Source organism: Actinoplanes sp. NPDC026670 (assembly GCF_040638175.1).
In the GTDB taxonomy this organism is placed as follows: domain Bacteria; phylum Actinomycetota; class Actinomycetes; order Mycobacteriales; family Micromonosporaceae; genus Actinoplanes.
Genome location: NZ_JBEZXU010000047.1, coordinates 1 through 25854 on the forward strand (window position 1 = coordinate 1; position 25854 = coordinate 25854).

Consider the following 25854-nt stretch of genomic DNA (forward strand, 5'->3'; position numbering starts at 1 on the left):
GCCAGCGTTCGTCCTGAGCCAGGATCAAACTCTCCAACAAAATCTGTTGAAAAACTCATCCCGGCAACAAAAATGTTGCCAAAGGAATCTCCCACCCATCCCTGAAAGAGATAGGCCGGGGTATTGCCATAATTGGCACTGGCTTATCAAGCACCCTGTTGAGTTCTCAAAGAACAACCGCACACCTTAGTTCGTACCGCTTTCGCGGCCCGCCCTCCGGGGCACTCGCTCTACTTTACCCGCCGTTTCCGCTCTGTCAAATCCGCGTTTCGCAACCGAATTCAACAACCACAGAAACTGCACAGGCACCCCGAAACACACACGATGCTAGATCGTGTGATCTTGTGAGGGTTTCCGTCAGGACGGCCGGCCGGGCCCCAACTTCAGGTCCCGCTCGCTCGCCCGTCTCCCTGGCGGCTCGGTAAACATTACTCGCCCCTTCCAGCAACTCCAAATCGGGGTCAGGCGACGCCGATCACACCGAAAAATCCCCCTATTTCCTCAAGTCGAGCGACCCGGCAAACGACCCCGACCAGGCCAGCCGTCGCTGAGCATCCGAATAGCGTGCCGATAACCACCGCCAGCGACGGCTGGCGGTCCGGACCGGGACCGTCGACAACCCGGAACACACGCGGGCGGCCAACGCGCCGCCACGCGGCTGAACCCGTAGGCCCGCAGATGAGTCCCGACGGACGCGCAGCTGAGGCGGCTGGAGGCATGGGCGGACCTTGACCGCTGAGGATCGGACGGTCACCGACCGCACAATCGCGGGCCGGGCCGGGCCGGGCCGGGCCGGGCGGGCAGGCCGGGCGGGCAGGCCGGGCGGGCAGGCCGGGCGGGCAGGCCGGGCGGGCAGACGGGAGAGGACGGGAGAGGACGGTGGCTGGGTGGTGTGGGAGAGGGCGGTGGCTGGGTGGGGGATGTGGGGAGGAAAGGGGGCGCCCCGGATCGGGGATCCGGGGCGCTAGGTGGGTGGGTGGGTGGGGTGGTCAGGGGAGGAGTTCGACTCCGGCGAACGTGCGCTTGCCCCGGCGCAGGACCAGGAAACGACCGTGCAGCAGGGCGGACGCCGGGATCACGGCCTCCCCGTCGGTGATTCGCTCGTTGTTGAGGTAGGCGCCGCCCTCGGTGATCGTGCGCCGGGCCTCGTTGGCCGACGCCACGAGACCGGTGTCCTTGAGCAGGGCTCCCACGGACGGGAGCTCACCCCGTACCGAAAGAAGGCCGGCCTCGGACAACGCGGCGCGCAACGTGTCCGCGGACAGCTCGTCGAGCGAACCTCGCCCGAATAGGGCCTGGCTGGCGGCGATAGCCTGCCGGGCCTCCTCGGGACCGTGCACCAGGGCGGTGAGCTCCTCGGCGAGGGCTCGTTGCGCGAGCCGGGCCTGCGGCCGGTCGGCGGTTGCCTTCTCCAGCTCCTCCAGCTCCTCGCGGGACTTGAAGCTGAAGTAACGCAGGTACTGGTTGACGTCGCGGTCGTCGCTGTTGATCCAGAACTGGTAGAAGCTGTACGGCGTGGTCATCGCCGGGTCGAGCCAGACGGCGCCGCCCTCGGTCTTGCCGAACTTGGTGCCGTCGGACTTGAGCACGAGCGGGGTGACGAAGGCGCTGACCGGGCCGGCGCCGCGACGCCTGACGAAGTCGACGCCGGCGGTGATGTTGCCCCACTGGTCGGAGCCGCCGAACTGGAGCTCGCAGCCGTGCTGGACGTGCAGCTGGTAGAAGTCGTTGGACTGGAGCAGCTGGTAGCTGAACTCGGTGAAGCTGATGCCGCTCTCGAGCCGGTTGCGGACCACGTCGCGGGCCAGCATCTTGTTGACCGGGAAGTGTTTGCCAACGTCGCGCAGGAAGTCGACGACCGACATCGGGCCGGTCCAGTCGAGGTTGTTGACCAGCGTCGCGCCGTTCGCACCCTGGTAGGTGACGAACGGGCTGAGCTGCTCACGGATCCGCTGGACCCAGCCCTCGACCACTTCGGGCGGGTTGAGGCTGCGCTCGCTGGACTCGCGCGGGTCGCCGATCTGGCCGGTGGCGCCGCCGACGAGCAGCAGCGGGCGGTGGCCGGCGAGCTGGAGACGACGTGCGGTGCACACCTGCATCAGGTGGCCGACGTGCAGCGAGGCGGCGGTGGGGTCGAAGCCCACATAGAACGTGATCGAGCCGCCGTCGAGCTTCTTGCGGAGCTCGTCGGGGTCGGTCGAGTCCTGGATCAGTCCGCGCCACAGCAGGTCGTCTACGAAAGTCACACCCGGATTCTCTCGCACCGGCTGCTGCGGATCACAACTGGATTAGGGATGCTGGGCGGATGGGTCATCTGGGTAGCGCCACTCCCCCGTTCGAGATCTCCAAGAAGAAGGCCGAGGCGCGGCTGGAGGCGGCGCAGCAGCGGCTGTTGCGTCTGCGGCTGCTGCTGGGCGGTCAGATCGGGGAGAAGAAGATCGGGCCGCCGCTGTGCGTGGTCTTCGAGGGCTGGGACGCGTCGGGCAAGGGCGGTGCGATCAAGCGCCTGGTGGCGCCGCTGGACCCCCGGCATGTACGGGTGGCGCAGTTCGCCGCTCCGACCTATGACGAGAAGCGGCACCATTTCCTGCAGCGGTTCTGGACCGTGTTGCCGGGCTGGGGCGGGATGGCGGTGCTGGACCGGTCCTGGTACGGCCGGGTGCTGGTGGAGCGGGTCGAGGGTTTCGCGACCGGCGAGCAGTGGAAGCGGGCGTACGACGAGATCGTGGAGTTCGAGCGGACGCTGACCGCGGAGGGCATGATCCTGATCAAGTTCTGGATGCACGTGTCGGATGAGGAGCAGCTGAAGCGGTTCGAGAGCCGTCGTGTCGATCCGTTGCGGCAGTGGAAGCTGACCGACGAGGACTGGCGTAACCGGGAGAAGCGGGGGCCGTACGAGGCGGCGGTCGAGGAGATGATCGACAGGACCGACCGTCCGAAGGCGCGCTGGCACGTGATCGCGGGTGATGACAAGCCGTATGCCCGGCTAGCGGTGGTGGAGCAGGTGTGTCACGTGCTGGAGTCGAAACTGGCGAAGCGGGGCTACGATTTGACCGCGTTTTGATCGGTTGAAATGGTACATTGCGGATAAAGTGGCCACATGATCATCTCGCGCGGCGTGGCCGTGCTGCTGGGTCTCGCCACGATCACCGCGCATCCGTCCGCCGCCGGCGCCGCACGGGGCCACCAGGCCGTCGAGGTGTCGGTCCAGCGCACCCGCGGTGAGCAGAACCTGTCGATCTTCCAGGTGTCCGGCGGCATCCGGGAGGCGGGCGAGGTGCTGCGCATGGTCTCCAGCCCGGCCTTCCGCGGCCTGCGGTCACGCTACGTGCCGTCCGACAGGTCCGGCCGGTACCGGTACGAGGTGACCGTCACCTACCGCCACGGCGGGCACAAACGGATCGTCACCTACTCGCACACTCCCGGCGCGCCACGGCTGCTCTTCGAGGTGATCCGCCGGGTCGAGACGTTTCCGACGCCGGTGTTCCCGCCCGGTTTCCCGTTCGACTGACGACGAGGGCCTCCCCAGGGGAGGCCCTCTCTCACATCGCCAGCTTGCGGGCCTCGGACGCATCCGAGGCGGCCACGGCCGATTCGGCCAGACGACGACAATCAGCTTCGGTACGCCCGGCGAGCGCCGCCCGGACCGGACCGATCGCCCGTGGGGACATCGACAGGCTGGTCACCCCGAGCCCGACGAGCACCGGCGCGAGCAGTGGATCGGCGGCCGCCTCCCCGCACACGCCGACGGGTTTGCCGGCCGCCCGTCCGGCCTCCCCGCACACCCCGATGAGCTGCAGCAGCGCCGGCTGCCACGGGTCCAGCAGGTCGGCCAGCTCGCCGCACATCCGGTCGGCGGCGAACGTGTACTGGCTCAGGTCGTTCGTGCCGATGCTCAGGAAGTCGACCACCCGCAGCAGGTCGGCGGCCCGCAGGGCGGCGGCCGGCACCTCGATCATCACGCCGGCCTTGGGCAGGCCCGCGTCGCGGACGGCGGCGGCGAACCCGGTCGCCTCGGCCAGGGTGGACACCATCGGCGCCATCACCCACACGTCGGCGCCGGTCTGCGACCGGGCCTCGGCGATCGCGGCGAGCTGCGTGGTCAGCACGTCCGGGCGCTGCCGCGCCACGCGCAGGCCACGAACACCCAGCGCCGGATTGGGCTCACCGTCCTGGTTCAGGAACGGCAGCGGTTTGTCGGCGCCGGCATCGAGGGTACGGATGACGACCCGCCGCCCGGCCATCGCGGTGAACACGTCCCGGTACGCGACGACCTGCTCGTCGAACGTGGGCTCCTGGGCGCGGTCGAGGAAGAGCAGCTCGGTACGGAACAGGCCGATCCCCTCGGCGTGGGCCTCGTCGGCGGCCGGCACGTTCTTCGCTGAGCCGACGTTGGCGAGGAGCTTCACCCCGTACCCATCGGAGGTCTGGCCCGGACCGGTCAAGGTGGAAGCCGCGGCAGCCACCTGGGCCGCCTGTTCGGCCGCGGCCGTCGCCTCGTCCTCGGAGACACCCACCCGGACCTGCCCGGACGCGCCGTCGAGCAGCACGAACGTGCCGTCCGGCACGGCGAGCACGCCGGGGCAGGCGACCACCGCGGGCAGACCGAGCGCGCGGGCCAGGATCGCGGTGTGGCTGGTCGGGCCGCCGATCTCGGTGACCAGGCCGATCACCTGTTCCGGGTCGAGATCCGCGGTGTCCGCCGGCGCGAGGTCGCGGGCCGCGAGCACATAGGGGTGGCCGGGCGCCGGAACACCCGGCATCGGCAGGCCGAGCAGCACCGCGACCGCGCGGTCGCGGAGGTCGTCGAGGTCGGCGACCCGTTCGGCGAGATAGCCGCCGGCGGCGGCGAACGCCTCCCGGAACGTCGCGAACGCGCCGTCGATCGCATGCGGCGCGTCGTGGCCCTCGTCGATCAGCTCGCGTACGCCGTCGCGCAGTTCCTCGTCGTCGGCCATCAGCGCCTCGGCCCGCAGCACCTCGGCGACCGTGGCATCGGCCGTGCGGTCGGCGCGGCGGCCGAGTTCGGCGACCACCTCGGCCAGGGCGGCCTCCGCCCTGGTGTACTCCGCCCCGGCGTCGGTGACCGGGACGGGGGCGGGGAGCGCCGGGGCGGCCGCGATCCGCAACAGCGGACCGGCGGCGATCCCGGCGCACACCCCGATGCCGGTGAGCATCTCAGGCATCGGCGTCCAGATCCTTCGCCAGCAGCTCGGCCAGGCTGTCCAGGGCCTCGTCGGCGCCCTCGCCCTCGGCCTCCAGGATCACCTCGGTGCCCTGTTTGGCGCCGAGGGCGAGCACCGACAGCATGCTCTTGGCGGGTACCGGCTTACGGTCACCGGACCTGATCGTGACCTTGACCGGGGCCTTCGCGGCCGCCTCGACGAAGATCTTCGCGGGGCGGGCGTGCAGGCCGCTGCTGGAACCGACGGTCACCGTGCGGGTGGGCATAGCAGCTCCTCAGGGTTCGATGGTGACCTTGATGGCCTCGCCGCGGGCGACGATGCCGAAGGCGTCGATCGCGCTCTCCAGCGGGAGGCGGTGAGTGATCAGGTCGGCGACCGGCACCGCGCCGGTGGCGACCAGGTTGAGGGCCTCGGCGTTGTGCGCCGGGCTGGAGCCGTTGGCGCCGACGATCATCAGCTCCCGGTAGTGGACCAGGTTGGAGTCGCAGGTGATGGTCGGGTTGTCCTTGGGCAGGCCGCCGAAGAAGCTGATCCGGCCCTGCCGGGCGGCCATCAGGATGGCCTGCTCCTGCGCTTTGCCGGAGGCGGCGGCGGTGATGATGACGTCGGCGCCGCGGCCGTCGGTCAGTTTGAGGATCTCCTCGACCGGGTCGACCTCTTCGGCGCAGATCGCGGCGTCCGGCTTGACCAGGTTGGCGGCCATCTCCAGGCGCTGGCGGCTGAGCTCGACCAGGAACACCCGGGCGGCGCCGCGGGCCCGGGCCAGCCGGACGTGCAGGCAGCCGATCGGGCCGGAGCCGATCACCACGACGTCGTCGCCGACGCCGACGCGGGCCAGGTTCTGCGCGTTGAGGGCGCAGGCCAGCGGCTCGGCGACGGACGCCTCGGCGAACGAGACGCCCTCCGGGATCCGGTTCAGGCCGTCCACCTTGAGGACCTCGCGGGGCACCACCATGTACTGGGCGAAGCCGCCCTCGAAGTGGTAGCCCATCGACACCTGGTTGGGGCAGATGGTCATCCGGCCGCGCTCGCACTCGGCGCACTCGCCGCACGGGATGGCGGCGATGACCTGCACCCGGTCGCCGGCCGACCAGCCGTCGACGCCCTCGCCGACCTGCACGATCTCACCGGCGATCTCGTGGCCCATCACCCGCGGCGGGTGGATGTGGTGGTGGCCGAACTTCGAGATCTTCACGTCGGTGCCGCAGGTGGAACAGTTCCGGACCCGGATCTTGACCTCTCCGGGGCCGGCCTCGGGCTCCGGCGCGTCCTCGAAACGGACGTCGCCGGGGGCGTGGAATCGTACGACCTTCATTGGTTTGCTTCCTCCTGGATACTCCCGAGGAGCCGGGTCACGGTCTCGGGTTCGGTGGCCTCGCGCAGTTCGCGGGCCTGGTCCTCGTCGAGCAGGATCTCGGCGAGAGCGGCGAGAAGTTCGACATGGCCGTTGCCCTGGGCGGCGATGGCCACGCAGAGGGTGACCGGTTCGCCGTCCCAGTCGACCGTCTCCGGAAAGCGGAGCACCGCGAGGGCGTCCCGCTTGACCAGGTCCTTGCCGGCGAGGGTGCCGTGCGGGATGGCGACCCCCTCGCCGACGTAGGTGGAGATCGACTGTTCGCGGGCCAGCATCGTGTCGATGTAGCCGGGTTCCGCGGCGCCGATCTCGACCAGGACCTCGCCGCAGAGACGGATCGCGTCGTCGCGGCTGGCGGCCGACTCCCCGAGCCGGATGGCCCGGGGGTCGAGCAACTGGTCAGACATTGAGATCGGTCCCCTGCTGGATGGCCTTGACCACGCGGGTCACGGCCGGGTCGCCGAGGAAGATCTGGAACGGCACGATCGGCTTGTCGGGTGCTACCGACCTGGCCCGGGCGGCCAGGCCGCTGTGGCAGACCACCACGTCGGCGTCGGCCGGGATCGAGTTCACCGGGGTGTGCTCGACCGTTACCCCACTCTTGCCGAGCTGCTTGCGCAGGGTGCTGGCCAGCATCACGCTGCTGCCCATTCCCGCGTCGCAGGCGACCACGAGCTTGTGGATGTCCTTGCCGTTGATGGTTGCCATGACTTCTCTCCTGGTGGTGGTTACGCGTTTTCCTTGCGGCTGGCCGCGTCGTCGGCGGTGGCGTCGGTGCCGTCGTCCTCCGGCTCCTGGTCGGACTTGAGCTTGCCGAACCCGAGCAGCAATGAGGCGACGCCGAAGGTGACCGCGGCGGCGATGATGACGCCGAGGATCATCCCGAAGTGGCTGCCCTTCGCGGTGACCGCGAAGAAGGCGAAGATGCTGCCCGGAGCCGGGGAGGCCACGGTGCCGGCGCCGGTGATCATGAAGGTCGCCACACCGGCCATACCACCGGCCATCATGGCCAGGATCAGGCGGGGCTTCATGAGAACGTACGGGAAGTAGATCTCGTGGATGCCGCCGAAGAAGTGGATGATCATCGCGGCCGGGGTGGTCGGGCGCAGCGACTTCGGGCCGAAGAAGAAGTAGGCCAGGAGCAGGCCGAGGCCGGGGCCGGGGTTCGACTCGATCATGAACAGGATCGACTTGCCGTGCTCGGCCACCTGCTGCACGCCGAGCGGGCTGAACACACCGTGGTTGATGGCGTTGTTGAGGAACAGCACCTTGGCCGGCTCGACCAGGATCGACACCAGCGGCATCAGGCTGTGGTCGAGGAGCCAGTCGACGCCGTTGCCGGCCGCCTCGGTCAGGGCGTTGACGACCGGGCCGATGCCCAGCTTGCCGAGGATCGCGAAGCCACCGCCGATGATGCCGGCCGAGAAGTTGTCGACGAGCATCTCGAAACCGGGGCGGATCTTGCCCTCGATCGCGTTGTCGAACAGCTTCAGCACGTAGGCGGTCAGCGGGGCGATGATCATCGCGCCGAGGAACATCGGGACGTCCGCGCCGACGATGACACCCATCGTGGCGGTGGCGCCGACGACCGCGCCGCGCTGTCCGTGGACCATCCGGCCGCCGGTGTAACCGATCAGGACCGGGAGGAGGTACGTGATCATCGGGCCGACCAGTTCGGCCAGGCTCTCGTTCGGCAGCCAGCCGACCGGGATGAACAGTGCCGTGATCAGACCCCAGGCGATGATCGCCCCGATGTTGGGCATCACCATCCCGGCGAGGTAGCCGCCGAGCTTCTGGACGCGGGCCCGTATTCCGGAACCGCTGACCTCGGGGGTGTACGAAGAGGCCATGAGAATCTCCAATTCGGTGTGGAGAGTGGGGGTGGTGTATTTGTCCGGCTGGTTCCGGCCGGGGTTCTGCGGTTGTGCTCCCGGCTGGCTGTCACCCCTGTCTCGAAGGGCCGGAGACAGCGGTGTGAGCCAGCCGGGGGTTCAGGTGTGGAGGGGGCGGGACGGGTCGGGGTCGGGGGTGACGCGTACGTGCGTACGGTCGAGGTCGGCCGGGGTCGGCATGCGGCTGCCGGGCAGCGAGACCGCGGCCGCGCCCCAGGCCAGCCCCTCGGTGAGCGCGGCGGCGCCGCTCGCGCCGGCCGCCAGGAATCCGGCGAGCAGCGCGTCGCCGGCGCCGACCGTGCTCCGCGGCACGCTGACCGGGGAGACGCCGGCCAGGACGCCGTCGCCGTCGACGAGGACCGCTCCGTCGGCGCCGAGACTGGCCAGGACCGCGCCGGCGCCCGCCGCCCGCAGCCGGCGGCAGGCCTCGACCACGTCGCCGAGGGTGGCCGGTTCCGCTCCGACGGCCTCGGCGAGTTCCTCGCGGTTGGGTTTGACCAGGGCGGCGCCGGCGGCGACACCGGCCAGCAGGGCCGGGCCGCTGCTGTCGACGGCCAGCCGGTAGCCCGCGCCGACCAGCCGGGAACACAGGTCGGTGAAGGCGTCGATGCTCGGGCCGGGCGGCAGGCTGCCGCAGATGACCACCCAGTCGGCGTGTGCCGCGGCGTCCAGGACGGCCTTGCTGACCTGGGCGAACTCGGCGTCGGACAGAACCGGGCCGGCCTCGTTGATCTTCGTGACCGTGCCGTCCGGCTCGGCCAGGGTGATGTTGGAACGGGTCCGGCCGGCGATCGGCACGGACAGCAGGTCGACACCCTCGGCGTTGAGCAGGTCGACGAGTTGTTCGCCCTCGGCGCCGCCGGTGGGCACGACGGCGGTGGAACGGACCCCGTTGGCGAGCAGCGCGCGGGAGACGTTGACGCCCTTGCCACCCGGGTCGATGTGGGAGTCGGCAGCCCGCAGCACCTCGCCGCGGACCAGCGCGTCGACCTCGAGGGCCCGGTCGACGCTGGGGTTGAGGGTGACCGTGAGAATCACGCCTTCACCACCCGGACGCCTGTCGCCTCGACCTCGGCGGCCAGGTCGTGGTCCAGCCCGTTGTCGGTGATCAGCAGGTCGAGGTCGGTGAGCGCGCCGAATTTGGCCAGGTAATCATTGCCGATCTTGGTGTGATCGGCGAGCAGCACCACCCGGCGGGCCGCGGCGATCATCGCCCGCTTGACCGCCGCCTCGGCCGGGTCGGGGGTGGTCATGCCACGATCGACGGTGCACCCGTTGGTGCCCATGAACGCGACGTCGACATACATGTCGGCGAGCGGCCGCAGCGCCCAGTCGTCCACGGTGGCCAGAGTCTTGCCCCGGACCCGGCCACCGAGCAGCAGGACGGTGAGGTTGGGCTTGACGCCGAGCGCGGCCGCCAGCACCGGCGAGTTCACCACCACGGTGAGCTCACGGTCGGCCGGCAGCAGCTGGGACAGGCGCGCCGTGGTGGTCCCGGCGTCCAGGATGATCGCCCCGTCCTCCGGGACCTCGGCGAGAGCGGCCTTGGCGATCCGCTCCTTCTCGCTTATCAGCACCGCGTCGCGGGCGGCCAGGGCCGGCTCGAACCCGAGCCGCTCAACCGGGATCGCGCCGCCGTGCACCCGGCGCAGAACGCCCGAGCGCTCCAGCACCGTCAGGTCGCGGCGGATCGTCTCGGCCGTCACCCCGAAGGTCTCGGCCAGCGCGACGACGTCGACCCGGCCCTCGGCCCGGGCCCGCCGCACTATCTCCTGCTGGCGTTCCTCCGCGTACATCCTTGCTCACCCGCCTGGTTCGTTTTGGCTTTGTCTTTGTTTACGCCCGGTTCTGCCCGAGCGCAATATGTCGAAGAGATTTCGGTCTCTTAAATTCGCAGGAGTTTTCCGCACAAAACCGGACCAAACAGGAGAGTCCGGTTGTGTTGGTTTACCTTCAGATGAGGTGGCGCTCGACCGCCACGACACGAGACGGGGTGCCGTGCAGAACGAGCAGACCGCCGGACGGGATGGTCGCGTCCACAACGGCCGGCGACAAGCGGCGGGACACCTCCCGCAGAGCGGCCGCCTCCGCGCACAGGGCGGCTGGCCGGCCGGTCGCGAAGGACTCCTCGGCGATTCGCAGCGCGCTCGCCGGATCGGCGTCCGCGCACGGCTCACCGGCGCCGTAGGCGGAGATCACCGGCCGGGCCGGCGCCGGCACGTCACGCATCAGGATCACGCTGCTCGTGCTGACCCGGGCACGGTTCTGCAACTCGCCGAGAATGCGCACGTCATCGGGCCGGCTCAACGCGTCGGCGGCCCGATGCGGCGGCAGCCACAGCATGTCGTCGACCTCGGCGGACGCCGGGAAAGCGCGGCTGACGGCCGGACCGGCCTCGGCCGCGAAATAGTCGACGTGCTCCGGCCAGCCCTGTTCCAGATAATCCGTCGCGCCCAGCCACGGACCGGGCCGGACGGACAGCCCGGCCCGTTCGGAAACCACCCGGACCGCGGCCGTCACGATGTGCTCGCCCGGCGCCACCCGCCCTTTCGGGAAACACCATTCGCCGCGCCGCAGATGCACCACGGCGACCTCACGCGCGGTTCCGGCGCCACGCCAGAGAACCACGCCGGCACCGGTGACGGGCGCGGAGAACGACGGACCGAGATGCACGGCATCACGGTAGGCCGCGCCCGTCTTGATCGGATTGCCCTATCCGGGGGAAGGAGACCTTATTCGGGGGAAGAGTCCTTCATGCCGGACAGCAGACCGACATTCTCGGCGAGCGCGCCGTCCTGGCCCAGCGACCGGAAGTCGGCCTCCACCTCGGCCCGCGACAGCACACCCGCCCGGACCGCGTAGTAGCGGACCAGCGACCACAGGAACACGTCCAGATGGTCGAAACGGGTGCCGCCCTCCAGCACCTCCTCCTCGTGGAACCAGACGGCGACCTGCCCGTTCGCCAGCACCGTCCACAGGTTGCCGCCACCGTCGGCGGCGATCGTGAAGACGTCGTCGTCGGTCACCTCGGTCTCGTAGTCCGAGTCCAGGATCGTGCAGTCGTTGGCGGCGAAGTCGAAGCCGTACGACCAGTCGGCGATGTCGAAGGGATCCGGGATCCGGCCCTCGCGCACCCGCCGATCGAAACCGGCCAGGGCGGCGGCCCCGGCCGGTGGCAGCCGGTCCAGCAGATGGTCGATGGAACGGGTCTCGGCCGGGATCTCGACCGGATCCCCGTCCGGGAACCAGCGAGCGATGTCAGCGTCGAGATCGCGCTCGACGTACCCGATCAGATCGTCTGGGGTGAGAGTCACCCCGCGGATGCTAGCCGCGGAAAGCGGGCAGGCCGAGGGTCTTTCGGATGGCCTGCTGTACCTCCTCGACCGGGGGACGGCCGTCCACGTCGTGCACGACCTCCTTGCGCCGGAACAGCTCCAGCACCGGCCGGGTCTTCTCGTGGTAGTCGGTGAGCCGGGACTCCAGCGCCTCCGGGGTGTCGTCCTCCCGGACGATCAGCCCGTGGCCGCAGATGTCGCAGCGGCCCTCCACCTCGGGGCGGTCGGCGATCAGGTTGTAGTCCATCCCGCAGTTCGGGCAGAGCCGGCGGCTGAGCACCCGGCGGCGCACCTCGTCGTCCGGCAGCTCCAGGTGGATGACGGCGTCGATGTCGTAGCTCTCCATGAAGAACTCGGCCTGCCGCCCGTTGCGCGGGAACCCGTCGATGATGAAACCGTAGTTCCAGTCGTGGATGCCCATCCGGCGGCGCACCACCTCCTCGACCAGTTCGTCGCTGACCAGGTCGCCGGCCGCCATGATCCGCTTGACCTGGGCGCCCATCTTGGTGTGCTGGCGCACATGCCAGCGGAAGATGTCACCGACGCTGATGTGCACCAGGTCAAGGTCGTCCTTGAGCATCTTGGCCTGGGTGCCCTTGCCGCTGCCCTGCACGCCCATGATCACGTACTTGCGCATTGAAATCCCCTCAGTCCGTCGCGCCGAGGCGCAGCGAGGCGCTTCTTCAGGCCTCTCTCAGTCCGTCGCGCCGAGGCGCAGCGGGCCGGGCGCGAGCCCGGACAACGTGGTCGGATCGATGCTCCAGGCGCCGGCCACCCGGAACACATCACGCTCGGCGACCAGCACCGACGTCTCGTCGTCGAACTCGCCGGGCAGCCCGGCGGCACGCTCGGCCGCGTCCGGCTCACCGAACCAGGACGTGACCTCACCGGTCTGCCCCACATACCCGAACGTGCGCAACAGGTCACCCGAATCGGCGCGCTGCCAGCGATGCAGCTCGGTGACCCGGTGGGTGGCGAAGAACTGCACCTCGACGCCGAGCTCCGCGGAGAGCGCCACCACATCCGGGCCCGGCGTCATCAGCGCGCGGCCGACGGCCAGCACCCAGTCGCCCCGGTTGCCGGGCAGCGGCGGGGTGACCGCCACCCGGTCGTCGGTCAGATGCGCCAGGTCGAGCCCGTCGCGCCACGGCACGGTCCCCAGGTCACGCAGGCCGAGCGCCTTGAGCACCGCGCCCGGATCGGCGCCGGCCACCGCCAGCCACGCCTGCTTGCCACCGAAACCGGTCATGCCTTCACTCATGACCCAACGCTATCCGGCCCTCACGGCCAGCCGTAGTTGCGGCGCAGGATCGCCGCGACCCGGTCGAACCGGGGCCGGTCCAGGATGGCGCCCTCGCGGCGGATGCCGTCCTCGTCGACCTCGATCACCCGGTCCAGGCGGACCCAGCTGGGGCGCGAGTCGCGGTCCCACTCGCCGGGGCCGAGCGCCAGCCAGTGCCGCTGGCCGTCGCGTTCGCCCTGGCTGGACAGCATCAGGCCGAGCAGCGTCCGGGCGTCCCGGCCGACCACCAGGACCGGCCGGTCCTTGCCCTGCGACGCGTCCTCCTCGTAGGGCACCCAGGTCCAGACGATCTCGCCCGGGTCGGCGTCACCGTCCAGATCGGGCGCGTAGGCGAGATGCCGGCCCTGCTTCGGCACGGCCCGCTTGACGACCGCGGGCCTCGCCGGGCTCGGCGACGCCCCGTTCGGCGCGGCGGGTCTCGGGGCCGCAGCCTTCGGCGCGGCGGGTTTCGGAGCGGCCGCCTTCGGCGCCGCTTTCGGCGCGGGTACGGCAGGCTTCGCAGCGGCGGGCTTCGGCGTCGGTGCGGCAGGCTTCGGACCAACCTTCTTCGGTACGGCCGGAGCGCTCGGCCTCGACGCGGGCGCGGCAGGACGTTCCGATTGTCCGAGAAGTCGCCGGAGGAAGGCTTTCAGCATTTCGAGCACCGGGCCACCTTACGGTCCCCTCTTCGATCTTGTGGACTTCGGCGGGACAGGTGTGTGCCGGAAGTCCACAAGATCGACGACGAAGGGGTGGCGGGACGGGCGGGTCAGCCCACGAAGTCCTGGGTCATCCAGGTGATGCCCTTGGAGTCACGGACGATGCTCAGGCCGATCCGGGTGAAGTCGGGGTTGAGCAGGTTCTTGCGGTGGCCGTCGTTCGGCGGCACCTCGGCCAGCATCGAGTCGGTGAGACCGTTGGCGGCCTGCACCTTCGCCGAGTCGCTGCTGCCGCTGGAGCCGTAGCCGATGTTCTCCCCGGCGGTCCGCCAGGACACGTCCTGCGCGCTGAACCGCTCGCCCAGCCCGGACTCGCCGGAACACTGGTGGGACAGCCCGCACCCGTCGATCATCAGCTGGGTGTGCAGGGCCGCGGCCTTGGACAGGTTGGTGTCGAGGGTGAGCGCCTTGAGCCCCTCGGCGACCCGGGCCGCGTTGATGTGCGCGAGCACCTGTTCGGTGACGCTGCCGGAGGTGACCGGCGCGGTGGTCTTCTTGCCGGAGGTGCCCGCGGTCGTCTCCTTGGTCGCCGGCGCCTTGGTCGTCTTCTTGACCGTGGCCTTGGGGCTGGGCGACTTGGGGGCGCCCGTGGCAGGGGTGACGCTCACCGCGGCTGATCCACCCGGGGCGGTGGCAGCCGGGTCGGTGAGCAGGTCACCGGTGCTCTCGCCGGGGGACGGCGCGGCGGCGAGCGGAGCGTCGACCGAGGTCGGGGTGGGGGTCCCGGCACTGCCCTGGGAGAGTCCCACCAGCACGAATCCGGCGCCGATGACGACGGCTGTCGACCCCGCTGCCAGGGTGTAACGGAATCGGGCAGCGGCGGAGAGCGACACGGATATTCACCTCGGTGAGCAGGGGCAGGACGACGCCCCATCACTATGAGCGAGGGCCCGGCTCCCGGCAGCGCCGGAAAGGATTCCTTAAGGAACGGCTCACAGACTTCTAAAGGTCGAACTCGCCGGCCCGCACTCCGGCCAGGAACGCGGACCACTCGTCGTCGGTGAAGACCAGGGTGGCGCCGCCCGGATCCTTGGTGTCGCGGATCGCCACGATGCCGGGGAGATTGGCGGCCACCTCGACGCAGTCGCCGCCGTTGCCGCCGCTGCGAGTGCTCTTGTGCCAGACGGCACCCGTCAGGTCACCCATCGCTCTCCTCGATGATCGTGCGAATGAGGTCGTCGGACTCGGCCTGGCTGAGCGCGACCGCTCCGAGTTCCCCCCAGATCGACTCGTACGTATCCACCTCCGCGAGCTTATCCAGGTAGAGCGCACCGGTGAGGTTCTCGCAGTAGATGGTGGTCGGTTCGGGTGACGCCGTCCCGACGGCCGGGAAGTCGGGGATGGTGAACTGCCCGGAGCCGGCCCCCTTGTGCGGCCCGGCCGCGAACGGGATCACCCGGACCCCGATGTTGTGCCGGGTCGACATGTTGACCAGGTGGGCCAGCTGTTTCTGCATGCCGAGGGTGTCCGGGATGGCCCGGCGCAACACGCCCTCGTCGGCGATCACGTCGAGCCGGGGCGCCTCCGGCAGACGGCGGCTGAGCAGCGACTGGCGTTCCAGCCGGACCGCCACGGCACTGCCGGCCGCGTCCGGGTCGGCGTGCCAGCTGCGGAACACCGCCTCCGCGTACTCCCTGGTCTGCAGCAGTCCGGGGATCACGCTGGGGGCGTAGGAACGCAGGCTGGCCGCGGCCTGCTCCATGCCCACGTAGAGCTCGAACCAGGCCGGGACGACGTCGCCGTACGCGTGCCACCAGCCTTTCGCCTTGGATTCGGCGGCCAGTCCGATGAGCACCTCGGTGATGTGGCCGGGCGCCGAGTAGACCCCGCACATGGCGATCACGTCGTGCTTGCGGACCGGGACCTCACCGTTCTCGATCCGGTACATCCGGGCGCGGGAGAACTCCAGCTCGGCGGCCGCGGCCATCAGGGAGATGCCGGCCTGCTCGCGCAACTGCCGGAGTAGACGGCCGACCTGCCGTTTCGGAACGGTGGAACCTGTCTCGTTCATGTGCTGCCGTCCCCCGCGATGTCGCCTCGACTGCCCGTCCGCCTGTCCGGTTGTCTCGAACGAGACGATGCGAACGCCCCGCGCGAGACAGCGGGAATCCATTTCTGGGATTCTCGCCGCACCGGCTTGAGAGCGAGCCTAAGGCACGGAAGGCTCCACTGTGTAGTCGACGAATCGCACATGGTGAGGGTGGCATGCTGGTTCCGCGGACCGAACACGTCGGCGAGCGCCCGTCCTGGGACTGCCGGGTCTGCGGCGAGCCGTGGCCGTGCGCCACCGCCAAGGTCGAGCTGGCCGAGCAGTATCAGAGCTTTCCGCACGGTCTGGCCGTCTACCTCGGCTCCTGCATGCTGGAGGCGATCGACGACTGGGCGGCCGGCAGCGGCGGGCCACCGGCCGACCTCTACGAACGGTTCCTCGGCTGGGCGGACACCGGGGCCCGCTGAGACCTCAGTCCTCGACGCGGGTGTGCAGCAGGTCGTACAGCTGCCGGTCCTTGACCGCGCTGTAGAGCGTGTCGCCGGCGCTGTTGAGGATCACGAACGGACACGCCCGGTCAGCGCCGGTCAGCGCCTTGTCGATCAGCTTGCGATGGCTGGCCACCTCGTAGACGGTCAGCCGGTACTTTCCCTCGACCAGCGGCAGCGTCTTCGAGTCCGATTTGCAGTCCCGCACCTTGCGCCCCGGGCCGGTCAGGTCCAGGCAGGCGACCAGCTGAGCCTTCGGCGGCTCCGGCGCCCACGCCCGGCGGTCCTCGGAACCACCGGAGAACGCCGCCTGATTCAGGGTGCGGGTGGTCCGGTACTCCACCTCGGGGCCGCCGTCCTCACTGATCAGAATCGGATGCGGGGCGCTGCTGCGGAGCCTCGGCGCCGACGGGTAGTACCAGTTCTGACACACCAGGTGCAGGTCGTCCTCCGTGCGTACTCCCTGGTTGATCGGCTGCGGGCCGGTCGGGAGCGCGGCAGAGGCGGCCGGGGCCGGCTTGCGGGGAGGAGGCGGCGCCGCCGACTGCGGGGAGGTGCCGCCGACGTTGACGAACAGGTAGGCGGCGGTGCCGAAGAAGGCCAGCACGGCCACCGCGACCCCGGCGCTGATCAGAAGGGTCCGATTCCTGGCCGGGGCGACGGGCTCCGGGGCCGGGGCGCCGCCGGGAGGACCGGACGGGACGGAGGTGAACTCCCCGAGTTCGAGGCCACCGAGCGCGACCAGCCGCGCCCCGAGCCCCGTGTCGTCCGGCTTTCCCGGCGTTTGCCCAGCCTGTTCCAATGTCAGCTCCCCACCCTGCCCCCAAGGCGACGAACTATATCGATGTCTGCGCCTTCCCAGAAGGGCCCGCTCAGAAGGCGTAGGGACCGAACCGGCCCCAGGCGACGATCGCGGAGAGCACGAACAGCACCGCGCTCGGCGCGATCGCCTGCGTCTCGCCGCGGCGGAGGTGCACCACGACCGCGCCGATCATGGTCAGCGCCAGGCCGGTGGCCGCGAGCGGGACCAGCACCGGGGCGATGTCCAGCAGCGCCGGGAGGATCAGGCCGATCGCGCCGAGCAGCTCCGCCGCGCCGATCGCCTTGACCGCGCCCGCGCTGAAGTCCTCGGTCCAGGCCATGCCGGAGGCGGCCAGCTTCTCCTTCGACTGGCTCAGCTTCATCCCGCCGGCGCCGAGGAAGGCGGCGGCGAGCAGGCCCGCAATGACCCACAGGACGATGTTCATGATCCCTCATTTTTGGAGTCGTCAGTTAAACGCTTGAGCGAACGGTAGGCCGATTGAGTTAAACATGCAAGTGATCCGAACGGGTAGGATGCGGTCGTGGAGACACCTGAGCCACGCTGGCTGACCAGTGAAGAGCGCGCGACCTGGATGACCCTGATGGGTGTCCTGATGCGCCTGCCCGCCGCCCTCGACGCGCAGCTGCTGCGCGACGAGGGGATCAGCCACTTCGAGTACGGGATCCTGGCCGGCCTCTCCGAGGCGCCTGACCGGACGCTGCGGATGAGCCGCCTCGCGATCCTCGCCGAAGGCTCGCTGGCCCGGCTGTCACAGGCCGTCGGCCGGCTGGAGAAACGCGGCTGGGTACGCCGCTCCCCCGACCCCACCGACGGCCGCTACACCCTCGCCACCCTCACCGAGGAGGGCTGGGGAAAAATCGTCGCCAGCGCGCCGGGCCACGTCGAGAACGTGCGGACCCTGGTCTTCGACACGCTCACCAAGGCCCAGGTCCGCCAGCTCCTCGAGATCGGCCGCCGCATCCTCGGCGCCACCGACCCGGGCGGGTCCTGTCCCACCCGATAACCCTATTGCCACCCCGCTGACCTGCGGAGATCATCTAGCCCATGTCGACGGAGACGGAAGCCGAACCGCTCGGTTGGTGTGTCGTTGCGAACGTCGCCTTCGAGACCGCCAACGGCCCGGGCGGCCTAGAGATCAGGACCGGCGTCCGGCATTTCCAGGGCGGCGCCAGGGTGTGGGTGCTGCCGCCGATGTGGGCCGGCGACAGCGACCGGCTGATGGCCGTCGGCCACCACCGCGGCCGTGGACACCGGCTCATCCGGGTTCCGGTTCTCTGGCGTCATCTGACCGGGTTCCGGGTCCGGATGATCTACAGCCCGGCCGTCATGCGGGCGATCCAGCGACCCGCGGGCGGCCGGCCCCAGCCGTGGTTGTGGGCGAGCCACGCCGAGGCCCAGGACTACGCCGAGCTGTGGCGTCACGGAAAGCCGGCCGCCGCCGTCCGAGGCGACATGACCCGATGAACTGGCTCGAACTGCCCGCGGCCCGCGTCGACGAGGCGGCCCGTCTCCTGCTCGGCTGGCAGCTGAGCGCCAACGGGGTGACCGTGCGGCTGACCGAGGTGGAGGCGTACAGCGGGCTCGGCGAGGACCCGGCCAGCCACGCCCACCGCGGGGTCACCGAACGCAACCGGGTGATGTTCGGGCCGGCCGGGCGGCTGTACGTCTACCAGATCTACGGGATGTACTTCTGCGCCAACGTCGTCTGTGGTGAGAGCGGGCGGGCCGCCGCCGTCCTGCTGCGGGCCGGGGCCGTCGTCGACGGGATCGAGCTCGCCCGCAAACGCCGGCCCGCGGCCCGCCGGGACACCGGCCTGGCCGCCGGGCCGGGCAAGCTCATGCAGGTGCTCGACCTGAACCGGGCCGCCAACGACACACCGCTGTTCGGCGACGGGCCGGCCGTGCTGGCTCCACCCGCGACGCCGGCCGGGCCGATCTCGGCGGGGCCGCGGGTCGGGGTGACCTCGGCCCACGACGTGCCGTGGCGCTTCTGGATCACCGGCGACCCGACGGTCAGCGCCTACCGCCGCCACACCCCGCGCCGCTGACCCTCACCGTTGTGTCGCGGGCTCCGAGACAGCGGTGGGAGCCGGCCGGATCACGGTCAGGTGCCGGGTGGCCCGGGTCAGGGCCACGTACAGGTCGTTGACTCCGCGTGGGGACTCCGCCCGGATCAGCTCCGGGTCGACCAGGATCACCGTGTCGAACTCCAGGCCCTTGCTCTGCGTGACGGTCAGCAGGACCGCGGGCTCGTCCAGGTCCGGCCCCAGGTCGGGCAGCGCGGCGGCGACCTCGGCGAGCCGGCCCGCCGGGACGATCACCGCGACACTCCCCCGCGCCTCCGCGACGATCCCGGCCAGGTCGGACACGTCGCCGGTCACCTCACGGGGCTCGGCGCCCGCGGAGCGGACCGGCTGCGGCAGGTCGATCGGCGGGTCGGCGTCGGCGAGGAGGCGTCCGGCGTACGCCATGATCTCGGCCGGGGTCCGGTAACTCACGGTGAGCGCGGCGAGACGCCAGCGATCGGCGACGTACGGCGAGAGCACTCCCGCCCAGGTGTCCGCGCCACCGCGCGCCCCGGTCTGGGCCAGGTCACCGACGATCGTCATGGACCGGCTGGGGCACCGCCGCATCAGCATCCGCCACGCCATCGGGCTCAGCTCCTGCGCCTCGTCGACGATCACGTGCCCGAACGCCCATCGCCTGTCCATCGCCGCCCGTTCGGCGGCCGACCTGGTGTCCCGGTCGGCATATCGCTCGGCGAGCACGGCGGCCTCCATCACGTCGGCCGCGTTCGGGATCTCGGCTTCGAAGTCGTCCTCCGCCTCGTACGACTTGGAGCCCGCCGAGATGTCCAGGACGCCCTGCGCGTAGTCAAGCCGCCGCCGCAGGTCACGGGCCTCCCGGGCACGCCGCGCCGTGTCGTCCTCACCCAGCAGCTCGGCCGCCTCGTCCAGCAGGGGCACGTCGGCCGCCGTCCAGCCGGCGCCCCGTTCCCGGCGCAGCCCGGCCCGGTCCGTGGTGGCCCACAGGTCACTGAGGAACCGTTGCGGCGTGAGCACCGGCCACCACTCGCCGAGCAGCGCCCGGACCGCGGGCAGCGCGGCGAGGTCGGCGCGGATGTCCGCCAGGTCGGCGTCGTCGAGCACGTTCGGGCTGGTCAGCGTGTCGTCTTCACCGAGCGGGTCGTCCCAGAACGGGTCCGAGCCGATCCGCTCGGCGATCTGCCGGGCCAGCACGTCCAGGACGCCGGCCACGAAGATCGGCCGGGCCAGGTTGTGCGGCAGCCCCGACTCGCGGGCCCGGCGGCGCACCGGCTCGCAGTCGTAGCGGTCCAGCCGCAGCAGATGCCGGTCCACCTCGATCTCGACCGGCGACTCCGGCACCCGCTGCCGGGCGGCCACCGCCTCGATCAGGAACTCCGCCATCTCGGCCCGGCCCTTCATCTCGGCGGTCTCCGGTGGCTCCGGCGCCGAGCCGGACACGCCCGGGAACAGGTCGCCGGGCGTCGCCAGCAGCACACCGGTCTCCGCCAGCGACGGGAGCACCTGCGAGATGTAGCGCAGGAACGTCGGGTTCGGGCCGACGATCAGCACGCCCCGGGCGCTCAGCTGCTCGCGATGGGTGTAGAGCAGGTAGGCCGCCCGGTGCAGGGCCACCGCGGTCTTGCCGGTCCCGGGTCCGCCCTGCACCACCAGCACGCCGCCGGCGGTCGAGCGGATCACCCGGTCCTGTTCGGCCTGGATCGTCGCCACGATGTCGCGCATCCGGCCGGTGCGGTGCGCGTCCAGAGCCGCGAGCAGCGCGGCCTCGCCGACCAGCGGCCCGCCTCCGGCGGCCGCGGCGACGTCCACGTCGAGGACCTCGTCGTCCAGATCGATGACGGTACGGTCGCGGGTGCGGATGTGGCGGCGGCGGGCGATGCCGTACGAGGTGATCGCGGTCGCCACATAGAACGGCCGGGCGGCCGGCGCCCGCCAGTCGACCAGCAGCGGCTCGTCGACGTCGTGGATGCCGATCCGCCCGATGTGCAGCGCGCCGCCGTCGCGCGGGTCGAGGCGCCCGAAGCACAGTCCCGGCTCCACCGCGTCGTATCGGGCCAGGCGGTCGGCGTACCCCCGCGCGGTCGCGTCCCGCTGCGACCGTGCCTGCGGGGTGCCGCCGGAGGATCGCCAGGCGCCGGTGAGGTGGTCGCGGGCCCGCTCCCGCATCTCGTCCAGCCGGGCGTAGAGCATCGAGACGTACTCCTGTTCCTCGGCGAACGCCGCCGCCGCGGAGGAATCCGTCCCGGAAACGCTTGACAGACTTGACACCTTGGCCCCCAAGCCGTATTCTGATCCTGGAACTTTCTGCCGCACGCGCAAAATGGACGTGCGAGGCTCCAGCGTACATGCTCGGAACGGTCTCAGGTCACAAACTCAGGTGAGCAGTGTCTTCAGGGCCGCCGCGTCGGTGCGCCAGCTCTCCTCGGTCAGCAGCGGCGCCTCATGCGCGGGCAGTGGGCCGTCGGCGCCGGCGTCGTCCGGATAACGGGCCGTCACGTGGGTGTGCAGGTGCGACTCCCGGTCGCCCAGGGTCAGGTAGTCGATCTTCGGCGGGCGGAAGCAGTCACGGATCGCGCGAGCCACGGTCAGGACCTCGCGGTGATACAGATCGGACTCGACCGGGCTCAGATCGATCGGCTCGGCCACGTGCCGGCCCCGCCAGACCACTATCGCGTAGCCCCGGACGAACGCCCGCCTGGCGAAGTACGCGTCGGTGACCCGCCCCGACCAGACGCGCAGGCCGAACTCGGTCTCGTCCCGGCGATCACCGCACCAGCGGCAGCCGCCCTGCTCCGTACCGTCCGCCCGCACCCCCGAACCATAAACGATCCTCGATCTGTGTCTACCAGGGATTCACCGATCGCCAGCGCTGGGTGACGTCGCCGGTGCAGGCCCGCAGGCGGACCTTGCCGATGCCCGCGGTGTCGATCGCGACCTCGGTCAGGCAGCGGCCGCGCTGGTCGCCGGCCTGGAGCGTGGTCGCGTACCACCAGTTCTGGTTCGCCTGGTAGGTGCAGCGGGTCACCACCGCACGGGTGCCCGCGCTGTTCGGCTGGACACAGTTCTCGCCCTGGGTGAAATGGCCCTCGCTGGTCTGGTAGAAGTCCTGGGCCTTGTTCGCCCGGTCGCAGGCGGTGGTGTGCAGGACGGTTCCGGCCGGGCCGCCGGTCAGGCAGCGGTTCGAGGACTGCTCGCTGACTATCCAGCCCTGATGCAGCGGCGGCGGGGCGGGCGCCGCGACGGCGGCCGGGGCAGCGAGAAACGGGGCCGCCGCGACGAGCGGGGTGAGGACTCGGCTGGTCAGCATCACCCGATGCTAGGGAGCCGGCCCCGGCCCCGCAGACGAAGTGCGGAAACCACCCCCGGAGTGGCGAGTGGGACATTAGCGTCGACAGTGATGTTCACACGTCGGGGCCTTCTGGGGTTGAGTCTGGTGTGCGGGGCCGGCGTGCTGTGGTCGGCCGCGCTCATCGTCGCGTACGCCTTCGAGGCGCGGCCGGTGATCACACCGATCGCGGTCGGCATGGCCGCCATCCTGACCGTGCCCGGATTCGCCGCCGGGATCCTCGCCAACCGGCGCGGCTACCAGACCCGCCGGCCCCGGCGACTGTGGAGCCTCGCGTCCTGGGTGCCGCCGCACGTGCCGATCTGGGCGGCGGCCGTCGCGGCGCTGGCGTTCTTCGGATTCTGGCTGGCCCTGGTGCTGGCGTTCACCGCGCTCGACGGCACCCCGCAACGGCGTGGCGACCAGTACCTGCTGGTCGACCACGACCGGGAGGTGGTCGTCGACCGGGCCGCCTACGACCGGCAGATCGACCACGAGACGCAGATCTCGCTCGGGGTGCTCGGCGCGTTCGCGGTGGGCGGCACGTTCCTGTGCGCGGCGCGGGCCACCGACCATGAGGAAGGCTGACCGTTCCGGGCCTACCCTGAGGCGATGGGCGACGAGTTCAGCGAGGTGCTGGCCCGGACGGCGCACATCGCCGCCGGCTGGCTCGGTTCCCTCGATCAGCGGCCGGTGGGCGAGACGGCGAGCCTCGCCGAGTTGCGCGGGCGCCTCGGCGGGCCGCTGCCGGACGGTTCGGCGGATCCGGTGGCCGTGGTCGAAGAGCTGGTACGGGCGGCCGAGCCCGGCATGGTGGCGATCCCGTCCGGCCGGTACTTCGGGTTCGTCATCGGCGGCGGGTTGCCGGCCGCGGTCGCCGCCGACTGGCTCACCACGGTCTGGGATCAGAACGCCGGCCTGTACGCGTGCGGCCCGGCCGCCTCAGTCGCCGAGGAGGTGGCCGGCGAATGGCTGCGCGACCTGTTCGGACTGCCGGCCGGCAGCTCGTACGCGTTCGTGCCCGGCTGCCAGGCAGCGCACCTGACCTGCCTGGCCGCGGCCCGCCACCACGTGCTGCGGCGGGCCGGCTGGAACGTCGAGGAGCAGGGGCTGGCCGGTGCGCCGCCGATGCGGATCGTGGTCGGCGCCCGCCGGCACGCCACCATCGACCGGGCGTTGCGCCTGCTCGGTTTCGGCACGGCGACGCTGACCGTGGTGCCCGCCGACGACCAGGGGCGGATGGACGTGGCCGCGCTGCGGGACGTGCTGCGCGACGGCCCGCCCGCGGTGGTGTGCGCGCAGGCGGGCGAGGTGAACACCGGGGCGTTCGACGACCTGGCGGCGATCGCCGACGTGACCGGGCCGGCCGGGGCGTGGCTGCACGTGGACGGGGCGTTCGGGCTGTGGGTGCTGGCCAGCCCGAAGTTGCGGCATCTGGCGGACGGGGCGGAACGGGCCGACTCGTGGGCGTTCGACGCGCACAAGTGGCTGAATGTGCCGTACGACAGTGGCATCGCGTTCTGCGCCCACCCGGAACCACACCGGGCCGCGGTCAGTGTGACCGCCGACTACCTGGTGCAGGGTGGCGCCGGCGACCCGCGGGACGCGATCGACTGGACGCCCGGGTTCTCCCGCCGGGCCCGGGGCTTCCCGGTCTGGGCGGCGCTGCGGCAGCTCGGCCGGCAGGGGGTCGCCGAGCTGGTGGAACGCTGCTGTGCGCACGCCCGCACGTTCGCCGACGGGCTGGCCCGGGTGCCGGGGTGCGAGGTGCTCGGCCCGGTGGTGATCAACCAGGTGCTGTTCCGGTTCGGCGACGACGCGACGACCGACCGGGTGCTGCGCCACGTCGTCGACAGTGGCGAGGCGTGGCTGAGCGGGACGATCGCGGGCGGGCGCCGGGCGATCCGGTTGTCCGTGTGCAACTGGCGCACCAGCGACGACGACATCCAGCGGACACTGGCAGCCTTCGCCGCAGCGGCCGGCTCGCACCGCTGATCCGGCCCACCCGAGACAACGGTGCGAACCAGCCACCCCAACCAGGCCGGCTCGCACCGCTGAGTCGGCCCACCCAAGACAACGGTGCGAACCAGCCACCCCAACCAGGCCTGCTCTCACCGCTGCCTCGGACCATCCGAGCCGGCGGTGACGACCAGCCGGACCTCAAAGCGGCTGGGTGCTGAAGAACTTCGAGATCACGGTGGTGGCGTCGAGGGCGGTGGACGGTGGGTCGAGGCCGAGCCGTGCGGTGGCGACCGGGTTGGCCGGGGTGGCGCCCGGCCACTGGTGACCGGCGCCGGCGATGCTGATCAGCTCGACCGTGCGGCCGCCCGGGCAGGTGGCGATCGACGTGGTCACCGGCCCGTCGACGGTCTCGGTGGGCGCGGCGCAGGAGGCCGTGGACCGCCAGGTGGCGATCATGTCGCGGATGGGTGGGCCGTCGATGCCGATCGGGATCCGCCCGGTTCCGCCGTTGGAGCGTTTCCCAGGGCCGCCCGCCCACGGCACACTCTCGTCGCCGGTGCCGTGGATGTGCAGGACCGGGACCGGCGCCGGGTGCGGGCAGTCGCCGATGATCATGCCGGCGACCGGGGCGATCGCGGTGAACACGGTGCTGTCGCAGGCCAGCCGGTACGCCATCATCGCCCCGTTGGACATGCCGGTCACCCGGACCCGGGCCGGGTCGATCGGCACGCCCCGGGACACGGCCGCCACCACGTCCTCGAGGAAGGCCACGTCGTCGACGCCGTCCCGGGTGGCCGCGCCGCAGCAGCCGGGCCCGGCGTTCCAGGAGCGGCCGGCGCCGTCCGGGTAGGCGACCACGAAACCGTCACGATCGGCGGCGGCGTCCCAGCCGTACGCCCGCTCGGCCTGCGCGCCGGAACCGGCCCCGCCGTGCAGCACCACCACCAGCGGAACCGCCCGCCCGTCGGGCAGCGACGCCGGGCGGTAGGTACGGAAGGTCCGTTCGCCCAGGGTGTGTTCGGTGCTGCCGGGCCCGATCGGATCGTCGTCGCGGGTGCACCCCGCGGGCAGCAGGAGCAGCAGGGCGAGCGCGAGAGGCAGCAGCCGGGGCATGTGCGCATCGTGCGCCGGGCGTGTACGGATCCGGTAAAGGCCGGGTTCGGCGCAGGGCAGAACCCGCCACCACCGGATACGGTCGGAGTCTCGCGCGTGCGGGTGGCCGCCGAGGGGGAGGCCACCCGCACGCACGATGATCAGGTGTGGATCCAGCCGAGCATCCGCTGGTGCGCGAGCAGCTGACCCGGCTCGCCACCGCCGCGCCGCACATCACCGTGCAGGTGGTGCTGTTCGAGGCGGCGGCCGGCCGGGCGCTGCCACCCGCCGAGTCGGCCGGCCTGATCCGGCGGGCAGCCGCCGAGCTGAGGTGAAGAGGTGAAGCCGAGCTGGCGACCGG

General features: G+C 71.1%; 31 protein-coding genes and 1 pseudogene. 9 read left to right on the forward strand and 23 right to left on the reverse strand.

Annotated features, from left to right (window positions below):
* Nucleotides 1–989: 989 nt before the first annotated feature.
* Nucleotides 990–2246 (reverse strand): tyrosine--tRNA ligase, encoded by a 1257-nt coding sequence (gene tyrS, locus AB0E94_RS35385; RefSeq protein ID WP_360335544.1) that lies wholly within the window; start codon nucleotides 2244–2246, stop codon nucleotides 990–992.
* 59 nt (nucleotides 2247–2305) lie between these two features.
* Here tyrS and AB0E94_RS35390 point away from each other — a divergent pair, with 59 nt between their 5' ends.
* Nucleotides 2306–3064, forward strand: a complete 759-nt coding sequence (locus tag AB0E94_RS35390) for a UDP-galactose-lipid carrier transferase (RefSeq protein ID WP_360335546.1) — start codon at nucleotides 2306–2308, stop codon at nucleotides 3062–3064.
* 36 nt (nucleotides 3065–3100) lie between these two features.
* Nucleotides 3101–3511 (forward strand): hypothetical protein, encoded by a 411-nt coding sequence (locus AB0E94_RS35395; protein ID WP_360335548.1) that lies wholly within the window; start codon nucleotides 3101–3103, stop codon nucleotides 3509–3511.
* Between the two features lie 31 nt (nucleotides 3512–3542).
* On the opposite strand, the gene ptsP is transcribed toward AB0E94_RS35395, so the two are convergent.
* The 16 genes and pseudogenes from ptsP to AB0E94_RS35475 all read right to left on the reverse strand — a co-directional run bounded on the left by ptsP (nucleotide 3543) and on the right by AB0E94_RS35475 (nucleotide 15779).
* The gene (gene ptsP, locus AB0E94_RS35400; RefSeq protein WP_360335550.1) at nucleotides 3543–5186 is read right to left on the reverse strand and encodes a phosphoenolpyruvate--protein phosphotransferase; all 1644 of its coding nucleotides are present in this window, start codon (nucleotides 5184–5186) and stop codon (nucleotides 3543–3545) included.
* Entirely contained in the window at nucleotides 5179–5451 is a 273-nt protein-coding gene (locus AB0E94_RS35405) for an HPr family phosphocarrier protein (protein ID WP_093621725.1), read from the reverse strand. The genes ptsP and AB0E94_RS35405 overlap by 8 nt, the downstream gene beginning before the upstream one ends.
* A 9-nt stretch (nucleotides 5452–5460) precedes the next feature.
* The gene (locus tag AB0E94_RS35410) at nucleotides 5461–6501 is read right to left on the reverse strand and encodes a zinc-dependent dehydrogenase (RefSeq protein WP_317791350.1); all 1041 of its coding nucleotides are present in this window, start codon (nucleotides 6499–6501) and stop codon (nucleotides 5461–5463) included.
* Complete coding sequence (locus AB0E94_RS35415) at nucleotides 6498–6947, reverse strand: PTS sugar transporter subunit IIA (RefSeq protein WP_360335553.1); 450 nt, start codon at nucleotides 6945–6947, stop codon at nucleotides 6498–6500. The genes AB0E94_RS35410 and AB0E94_RS35415 overlap by 4 nt, the downstream gene beginning before the upstream one ends.
* Nucleotides 6940–7248, reverse strand: coding sequence for a PTS lactose transporter subunit IIB (locus tag AB0E94_RS35420; protein ID WP_317791348.1), 309 nt, complete (start codon nucleotides 7246–7248; stop codon nucleotides 6940–6942). The genes AB0E94_RS35415 and AB0E94_RS35420 overlap by 8 nt, the downstream gene beginning before the upstream one ends.
* Before the next feature lie 20 nt (nucleotides 7249–7268).
* Nucleotides 7269–8390 (reverse strand): mannitol-specific PTS transporter subunit IIC, encoded by a 1122-nt coding sequence (gene mtlA / locus AB0E94_RS35425; protein ID WP_360335555.1) that lies wholly within the window; start codon nucleotides 8388–8390, stop codon nucleotides 7269–7271.
* Nucleotides 8391–8531: 141 nt separating this feature from the next.
* Nucleotides 8532–9470 carry a 1-phosphofructokinase gene (gene pfkB / locus AB0E94_RS35430; RefSeq protein ID WP_360335557.1) on the reverse strand — a complete coding sequence of 313 codons (939 nt, stop codon included), beginning with the start codon at nucleotides 9468–9470 and terminating at the stop codon, nucleotides 8532–8534.
* Entirely contained in the window at nucleotides 9467–10228 is a 762-nt protein-coding gene (locus tag AB0E94_RS35435) for a DeoR/GlpR family DNA-binding transcription regulator (RefSeq protein WP_360335559.1), read from the reverse strand. Before AB0E94_RS35435 ends, pfkB begins: the two co-directional genes overlap by 4 nt.
* A 157-nt stretch (nucleotides 10229–10385) precedes the next feature.
* On the reverse strand, nucleotides 10386–11105 hold the full coding sequence (locus AB0E94_RS35440; RefSeq protein ID WP_360335561.1) for an NUDIX domain-containing protein: 720 nt from the start codon (nucleotides 11103–11105) through the stop codon (nucleotides 10386–10388).
* A 59-nt stretch (nucleotides 11106–11164) separates the two neighbouring features.
* Nucleotides 11165–11746: a hypothetical protein gene (locus AB0E94_RS35445; protein ID WP_360335563.1), complete on the reverse strand. Its 582-nt coding sequence runs from the start codon at nucleotides 11744–11746 to the stop codon at nucleotides 11165–11167.
* 10 nt (nucleotides 11747–11756) lie between these two features.
* Nucleotides 11757–12404: a nucleoside monophosphate kinase gene (locus AB0E94_RS35450; protein WP_360335565.1), complete on the reverse strand. Its 648-nt coding sequence runs from the start codon at nucleotides 12402–12404 to the stop codon at nucleotides 11757–11759.
* 57 nt (nucleotides 12405–12461) lie between these two features.
* Entirely contained in the window at nucleotides 12462–13028 is a 567-nt protein-coding gene (locus tag AB0E94_RS35455; protein WP_360335567.1) for a hypothetical protein, read from the reverse strand.
* Between the two features lie 20 nt (nucleotides 13029–13048).
* Nucleotides 13049–13417, reverse strand: a pseudogene (locus tag AB0E94_RS35460) (type II toxin-antitoxin system PemK/MazF family toxin); the annotation flags it as partial.
* A gap of 401 nt (nucleotides 13418–13818) precedes the next feature.
* Nucleotides 13819–14601 carry a CAP domain-containing protein gene (locus AB0E94_RS35465; RefSeq protein ID WP_360335569.1) on the reverse strand — a complete coding sequence of 261 codons (783 nt, stop codon included), beginning with the start codon at nucleotides 14599–14601 and terminating at the stop codon, nucleotides 13819–13821.
* A gap of 109 nt (nucleotides 14602–14710) precedes the next feature.
* Nucleotides 14711–14914, reverse strand: coding sequence for a DUF397 domain-containing protein (locus tag AB0E94_RS35470; RefSeq protein WP_360335571.1), 204 nt, complete (start codon nucleotides 14912–14914; stop codon nucleotides 14711–14713).
* On the reverse strand, nucleotides 14907–15779 hold the full coding sequence (locus tag AB0E94_RS35475) for a helix-turn-helix transcriptional regulator (protein ID WP_360335573.1): 873 nt from the start codon (nucleotides 15777–15779) through the stop codon (nucleotides 14907–14909). Before AB0E94_RS35475 ends, AB0E94_RS35470 begins: the two co-directional genes overlap by 8 nt.
* A gap of 194 nt (nucleotides 15780–15973) precedes the next feature.
* Between AB0E94_RS35475 and AB0E94_RS35480 the strand changes: the two genes are divergently transcribed.
* Entirely contained in the window at nucleotides 15974–16225 is a 252-nt protein-coding gene (locus tag AB0E94_RS35480; protein ID WP_360335574.1) for a hypothetical protein, read from the forward strand.
* 4 nt (nucleotides 16226–16229) lie between these two features.
* On the opposite strand, the gene AB0E94_RS35485 is transcribed toward AB0E94_RS35480, so the two are convergent.
* Entirely contained in the window at nucleotides 16230–17048 is an 819-nt protein-coding gene (locus tag AB0E94_RS35485) for a hypothetical protein (protein ID WP_360335576.1), read from the reverse strand.
* Between the two features lie 70 nt (nucleotides 17049–17118).
* Nucleotides 17119–17493, reverse strand: coding sequence for a DoxX family protein (locus AB0E94_RS35490; RefSeq protein ID WP_360335578.1), 375 nt, complete (start codon nucleotides 17491–17493; stop codon nucleotides 17119–17121).
* A gap of 147 nt (nucleotides 17494–17640) precedes the next feature.
* Between AB0E94_RS35490 and AB0E94_RS35495 the strand changes: the two genes are divergently transcribed.
* Genes AB0E94_RS35495 through AB0E94_RS35505 form a run of 3 tightly spaced genes read left to right on the forward strand, consistent with a single transcriptional unit; the run spans nucleotide 17641 to nucleotide 19117 of the window.
* Nucleotides 17641–18072 carry a MarR family transcriptional regulator gene (locus AB0E94_RS35495; RefSeq protein ID WP_360335672.1) on the forward strand — a complete coding sequence of 144 codons (432 nt, stop codon included), beginning with the start codon at nucleotides 17641–17643 and terminating at the stop codon, nucleotides 18070–18072.
* A 41-nt stretch (nucleotides 18073–18113) separates the two neighbouring features.
* Nucleotides 18114–18533, forward strand: coding sequence for a hypothetical protein (locus AB0E94_RS35500; RefSeq protein ID WP_360335580.1), 420 nt, complete (start codon nucleotides 18114–18116; stop codon nucleotides 18531–18533).
* Nucleotides 18530–19117, forward strand: coding sequence for a DNA-3-methyladenine glycosylase (locus AB0E94_RS35505; protein ID WP_360335582.1), 588 nt, complete (start codon nucleotides 18530–18532; stop codon nucleotides 19115–19117). The genes AB0E94_RS35500 and AB0E94_RS35505 overlap by 4 nt, the downstream gene beginning before the upstream one ends.
* 3 nt (nucleotides 19118–19120) lie before the next feature.
* Here AB0E94_RS35505 and AB0E94_RS35510 read toward each other — a convergent pair whose 3' ends face one another.
* The 3 genes from AB0E94_RS35510 to AB0E94_RS35520 all read right to left on the reverse strand — a co-directional run bounded on the left by AB0E94_RS35510 (nucleotide 19121) and on the right by AB0E94_RS35520 (nucleotide 22421).
* Nucleotides 19121–21304 (reverse strand): ATP-binding domain-containing protein, encoded by a 2184-nt coding sequence (locus AB0E94_RS35510; RefSeq protein WP_360335674.1) that lies wholly within the window; start codon nucleotides 21302–21304, stop codon nucleotides 19121–19123.
* 183 nt (nucleotides 21305–21487) lie between these two features.
* Nucleotides 21488–21925, reverse strand: a complete 438-nt coding sequence (locus AB0E94_RS35515; protein ID WP_360335584.1) for a hypothetical protein — start codon at nucleotides 21923–21925, stop codon at nucleotides 21488–21490.
* 31 nt (nucleotides 21926–21956) lie between these two features.
* Nucleotides 21957–22421 carry an RICIN domain-containing protein gene (locus AB0E94_RS35520; protein WP_360335586.1) on the reverse strand — a complete coding sequence of 155 codons (465 nt, stop codon included), beginning with the start codon at nucleotides 22419–22421 and terminating at the stop codon, nucleotides 21957–21959.
* 90 nt (nucleotides 22422–22511) lie between these two features.
* Here AB0E94_RS35520 and AB0E94_RS35525 point away from each other — a divergent pair, with 90 nt between their 5' ends.
* Both AB0E94_RS35525 and AB0E94_RS35530 read left to right on the forward strand, forming a co-directional pair.
* Nucleotides 22512–23027 carry a hypothetical protein gene (locus AB0E94_RS35525; protein WP_360335588.1) on the forward strand — a complete coding sequence of 172 codons (516 nt, stop codon included), beginning with the start codon at nucleotides 22512–22514 and terminating at the stop codon, nucleotides 23025–23027.
* Nucleotides 23028–23051: 24 nt separating this feature from the next.
* A complete protein-coding gene (locus tag AB0E94_RS35530; RefSeq protein WP_360335590.1) occupies nucleotides 23052–24434 on the forward strand; it encodes an aminotransferase class V-fold PLP-dependent enzyme in 1383 nt (460 codons plus the stop codon).
* A 165-nt stretch (nucleotides 24435–24599) separates the two neighbouring features.
* On the opposite strand, the gene AB0E94_RS35535 is transcribed toward AB0E94_RS35530, so the two are convergent.
* Nucleotides 24600–25514 (reverse strand): PHB depolymerase family esterase, encoded by a 915-nt coding sequence (locus AB0E94_RS35535; RefSeq protein ID WP_360335592.1) that lies wholly within the window; start codon nucleotides 25512–25514, stop codon nucleotides 24600–24602.
* 146 nt (nucleotides 25515–25660) lie between these two features.
* Between AB0E94_RS35535 and AB0E94_RS35540 the strand changes: the two genes are divergently transcribed.
* Nucleotides 25661–25828 (forward strand): hypothetical protein, encoded by a 168-nt coding sequence (locus tag AB0E94_RS35540; RefSeq protein WP_360335594.1) that lies wholly within the window; start codon nucleotides 25661–25663, stop codon nucleotides 25826–25828.
* Nucleotides 25829–25854: the final 26 nt, after the last annotated feature.

Excerpts from the sequence above, each read along its gene's own strand:
- AB0E94_RS35390 (WP_360335546.1), top strand. The coding sequence starts at position 2,306 with ATGGGTCATCTGGGTAGCGCCACTCCCCCGTTCGAGATCTCCAAGAAG.
- AB0E94_RS35395 (WP_360335548.1), top strand. The coding sequence starts at position 3,101 with ATGATCATCTCGCGCGGCGTGGCCGTGCTGCTGGGTCTCGCCACGATC.
- ptsP (WP_360335550.1), bottom strand. The coding sequence starts at position 5,186 with ATGCCTGAGATGCTCACCGGCATCGGGGTGTGCGCCGGGATCGCCGCC.
- AB0E94_RS35405 (WP_093621725.1), bottom strand. The coding sequence starts at position 5,451 with ATGCCCACCCGCACGGTGACCGTCGGTTCCAGCAGCGGCCTGCACGCC.
- AB0E94_RS35410 (WP_317791350.1), bottom strand. The coding sequence starts at position 6,501 with ATGAAGGTCGTACGATTCCACGCCCCCGGCGACGTCCGTTTCGAGGAC.
- AB0E94_RS35415 (WP_360335553.1), bottom strand. The coding sequence starts at position 6,947 with ATGTCTGACCAGTTGCTCGACCCCCGGGCCATCCGGCTCGGGGAGTCG.
- AB0E94_RS35420 (WP_317791348.1), bottom strand. The coding sequence starts at position 7,248 with ATGGCAACCATCAACGGCAAGGACATCCACAAGCTCGTGGTCGCCTGC.
- mtlA (WP_360335555.1), bottom strand. The coding sequence starts at position 8,390 with ATGGCCTCTTCGTACACCCCCGAGGTCAGCGGTTCCGGAATACGGGCC.
- AB0E94_RS35435 (WP_360335559.1), bottom strand. The coding sequence starts at position 10,228 with ATGTACGCGGAGGAACGCCAGCAGGAGATAGTGCGGCGGGCCCGGGCC.
- AB0E94_RS35450 (WP_360335565.1), bottom strand. The coding sequence starts at position 12,404 with ATGCGCAAGTACGTGATCATGGGCGTGCAGGGCAGCGGCAAGGGCACC.
- AB0E94_RS35455 (WP_360335567.1), bottom strand. The coding sequence starts at position 13,028 with ATGAGTGAAGGCATGACCGGTTTCGGTGGCAAGCAGGCGTGGCTGGCG.
- AB0E94_RS35470 (WP_360335571.1), bottom strand. The coding sequence starts at position 14,914 with ATGGGTGACCTGACGGGTGCCGTCTGGCACAAGAGCACTCGCAGCGGC.
- AB0E94_RS35475 (WP_360335573.1), bottom strand. The coding sequence starts at position 15,779 with ATGAACGAGACAGGTTCCACCGTTCCGAAACGGCAGGTCGGCCGTCTA.
- AB0E94_RS35480 (WP_360335574.1), top strand. The coding sequence starts at position 15,974 with ATGCTGGTTCCGCGGACCGAACACGTCGGCGAGCGCCCGTCCTGGGAC.
- AB0E94_RS35490 (WP_360335578.1), bottom strand. The coding sequence starts at position 17,493 with ATGAACATCGTCCTGTGGGTCATTGCGGGCCTGCTCGCCGCCGCCTTC.
- AB0E94_RS35495 (WP_360335672.1), top strand. The coding sequence starts at position 17,641 with ATGACCCTGATGGGTGTCCTGATGCGCCTGCCCGCCGCCCTCGACGCG.
- AB0E94_RS35500 (WP_360335580.1), top strand. The coding sequence starts at position 18,114 with ATGTCGACGGAGACGGAAGCCGAACCGCTCGGTTGGTGTGTCGTTGCG.
- AB0E94_RS35505 (WP_360335582.1), top strand. The coding sequence starts at position 18,530 with ATGAACTGGCTCGAACTGCCCGCGGCCCGCGTCGACGAGGCGGCCCGT.
- AB0E94_RS35510 (WP_360335674.1), bottom strand. The coding sequence starts at position 21,304 with ATGCTCTACGCCCGGCTGGACGAGATGCGGGAGCGGGCCCGCGACCAC.
- AB0E94_RS35520 (WP_360335586.1), bottom strand. The coding sequence starts at position 22,421 with ATGCTGACCAGCCGAGTCCTCACCCCGCTCGTCGCGGCGGCCCCGTTT.
- AB0E94_RS35525 (WP_360335588.1), top strand. The coding sequence starts at position 22,512 with ATGTTCACACGTCGGGGCCTTCTGGGGTTGAGTCTGGTGTGCGGGGCC.
- AB0E94_RS35530 (WP_360335590.1), top strand. The coding sequence starts at position 23,052 with ATGGGCGACGAGTTCAGCGAGGTGCTGGCCCGGACGGCGCACATCGCC.
- AB0E94_RS35535 (WP_360335592.1), bottom strand. The coding sequence starts at position 25,514 with ATGCCCCGGCTGCTGCCTCTCGCGCTCGCCCTGCTGCTCCTGCTGCCC.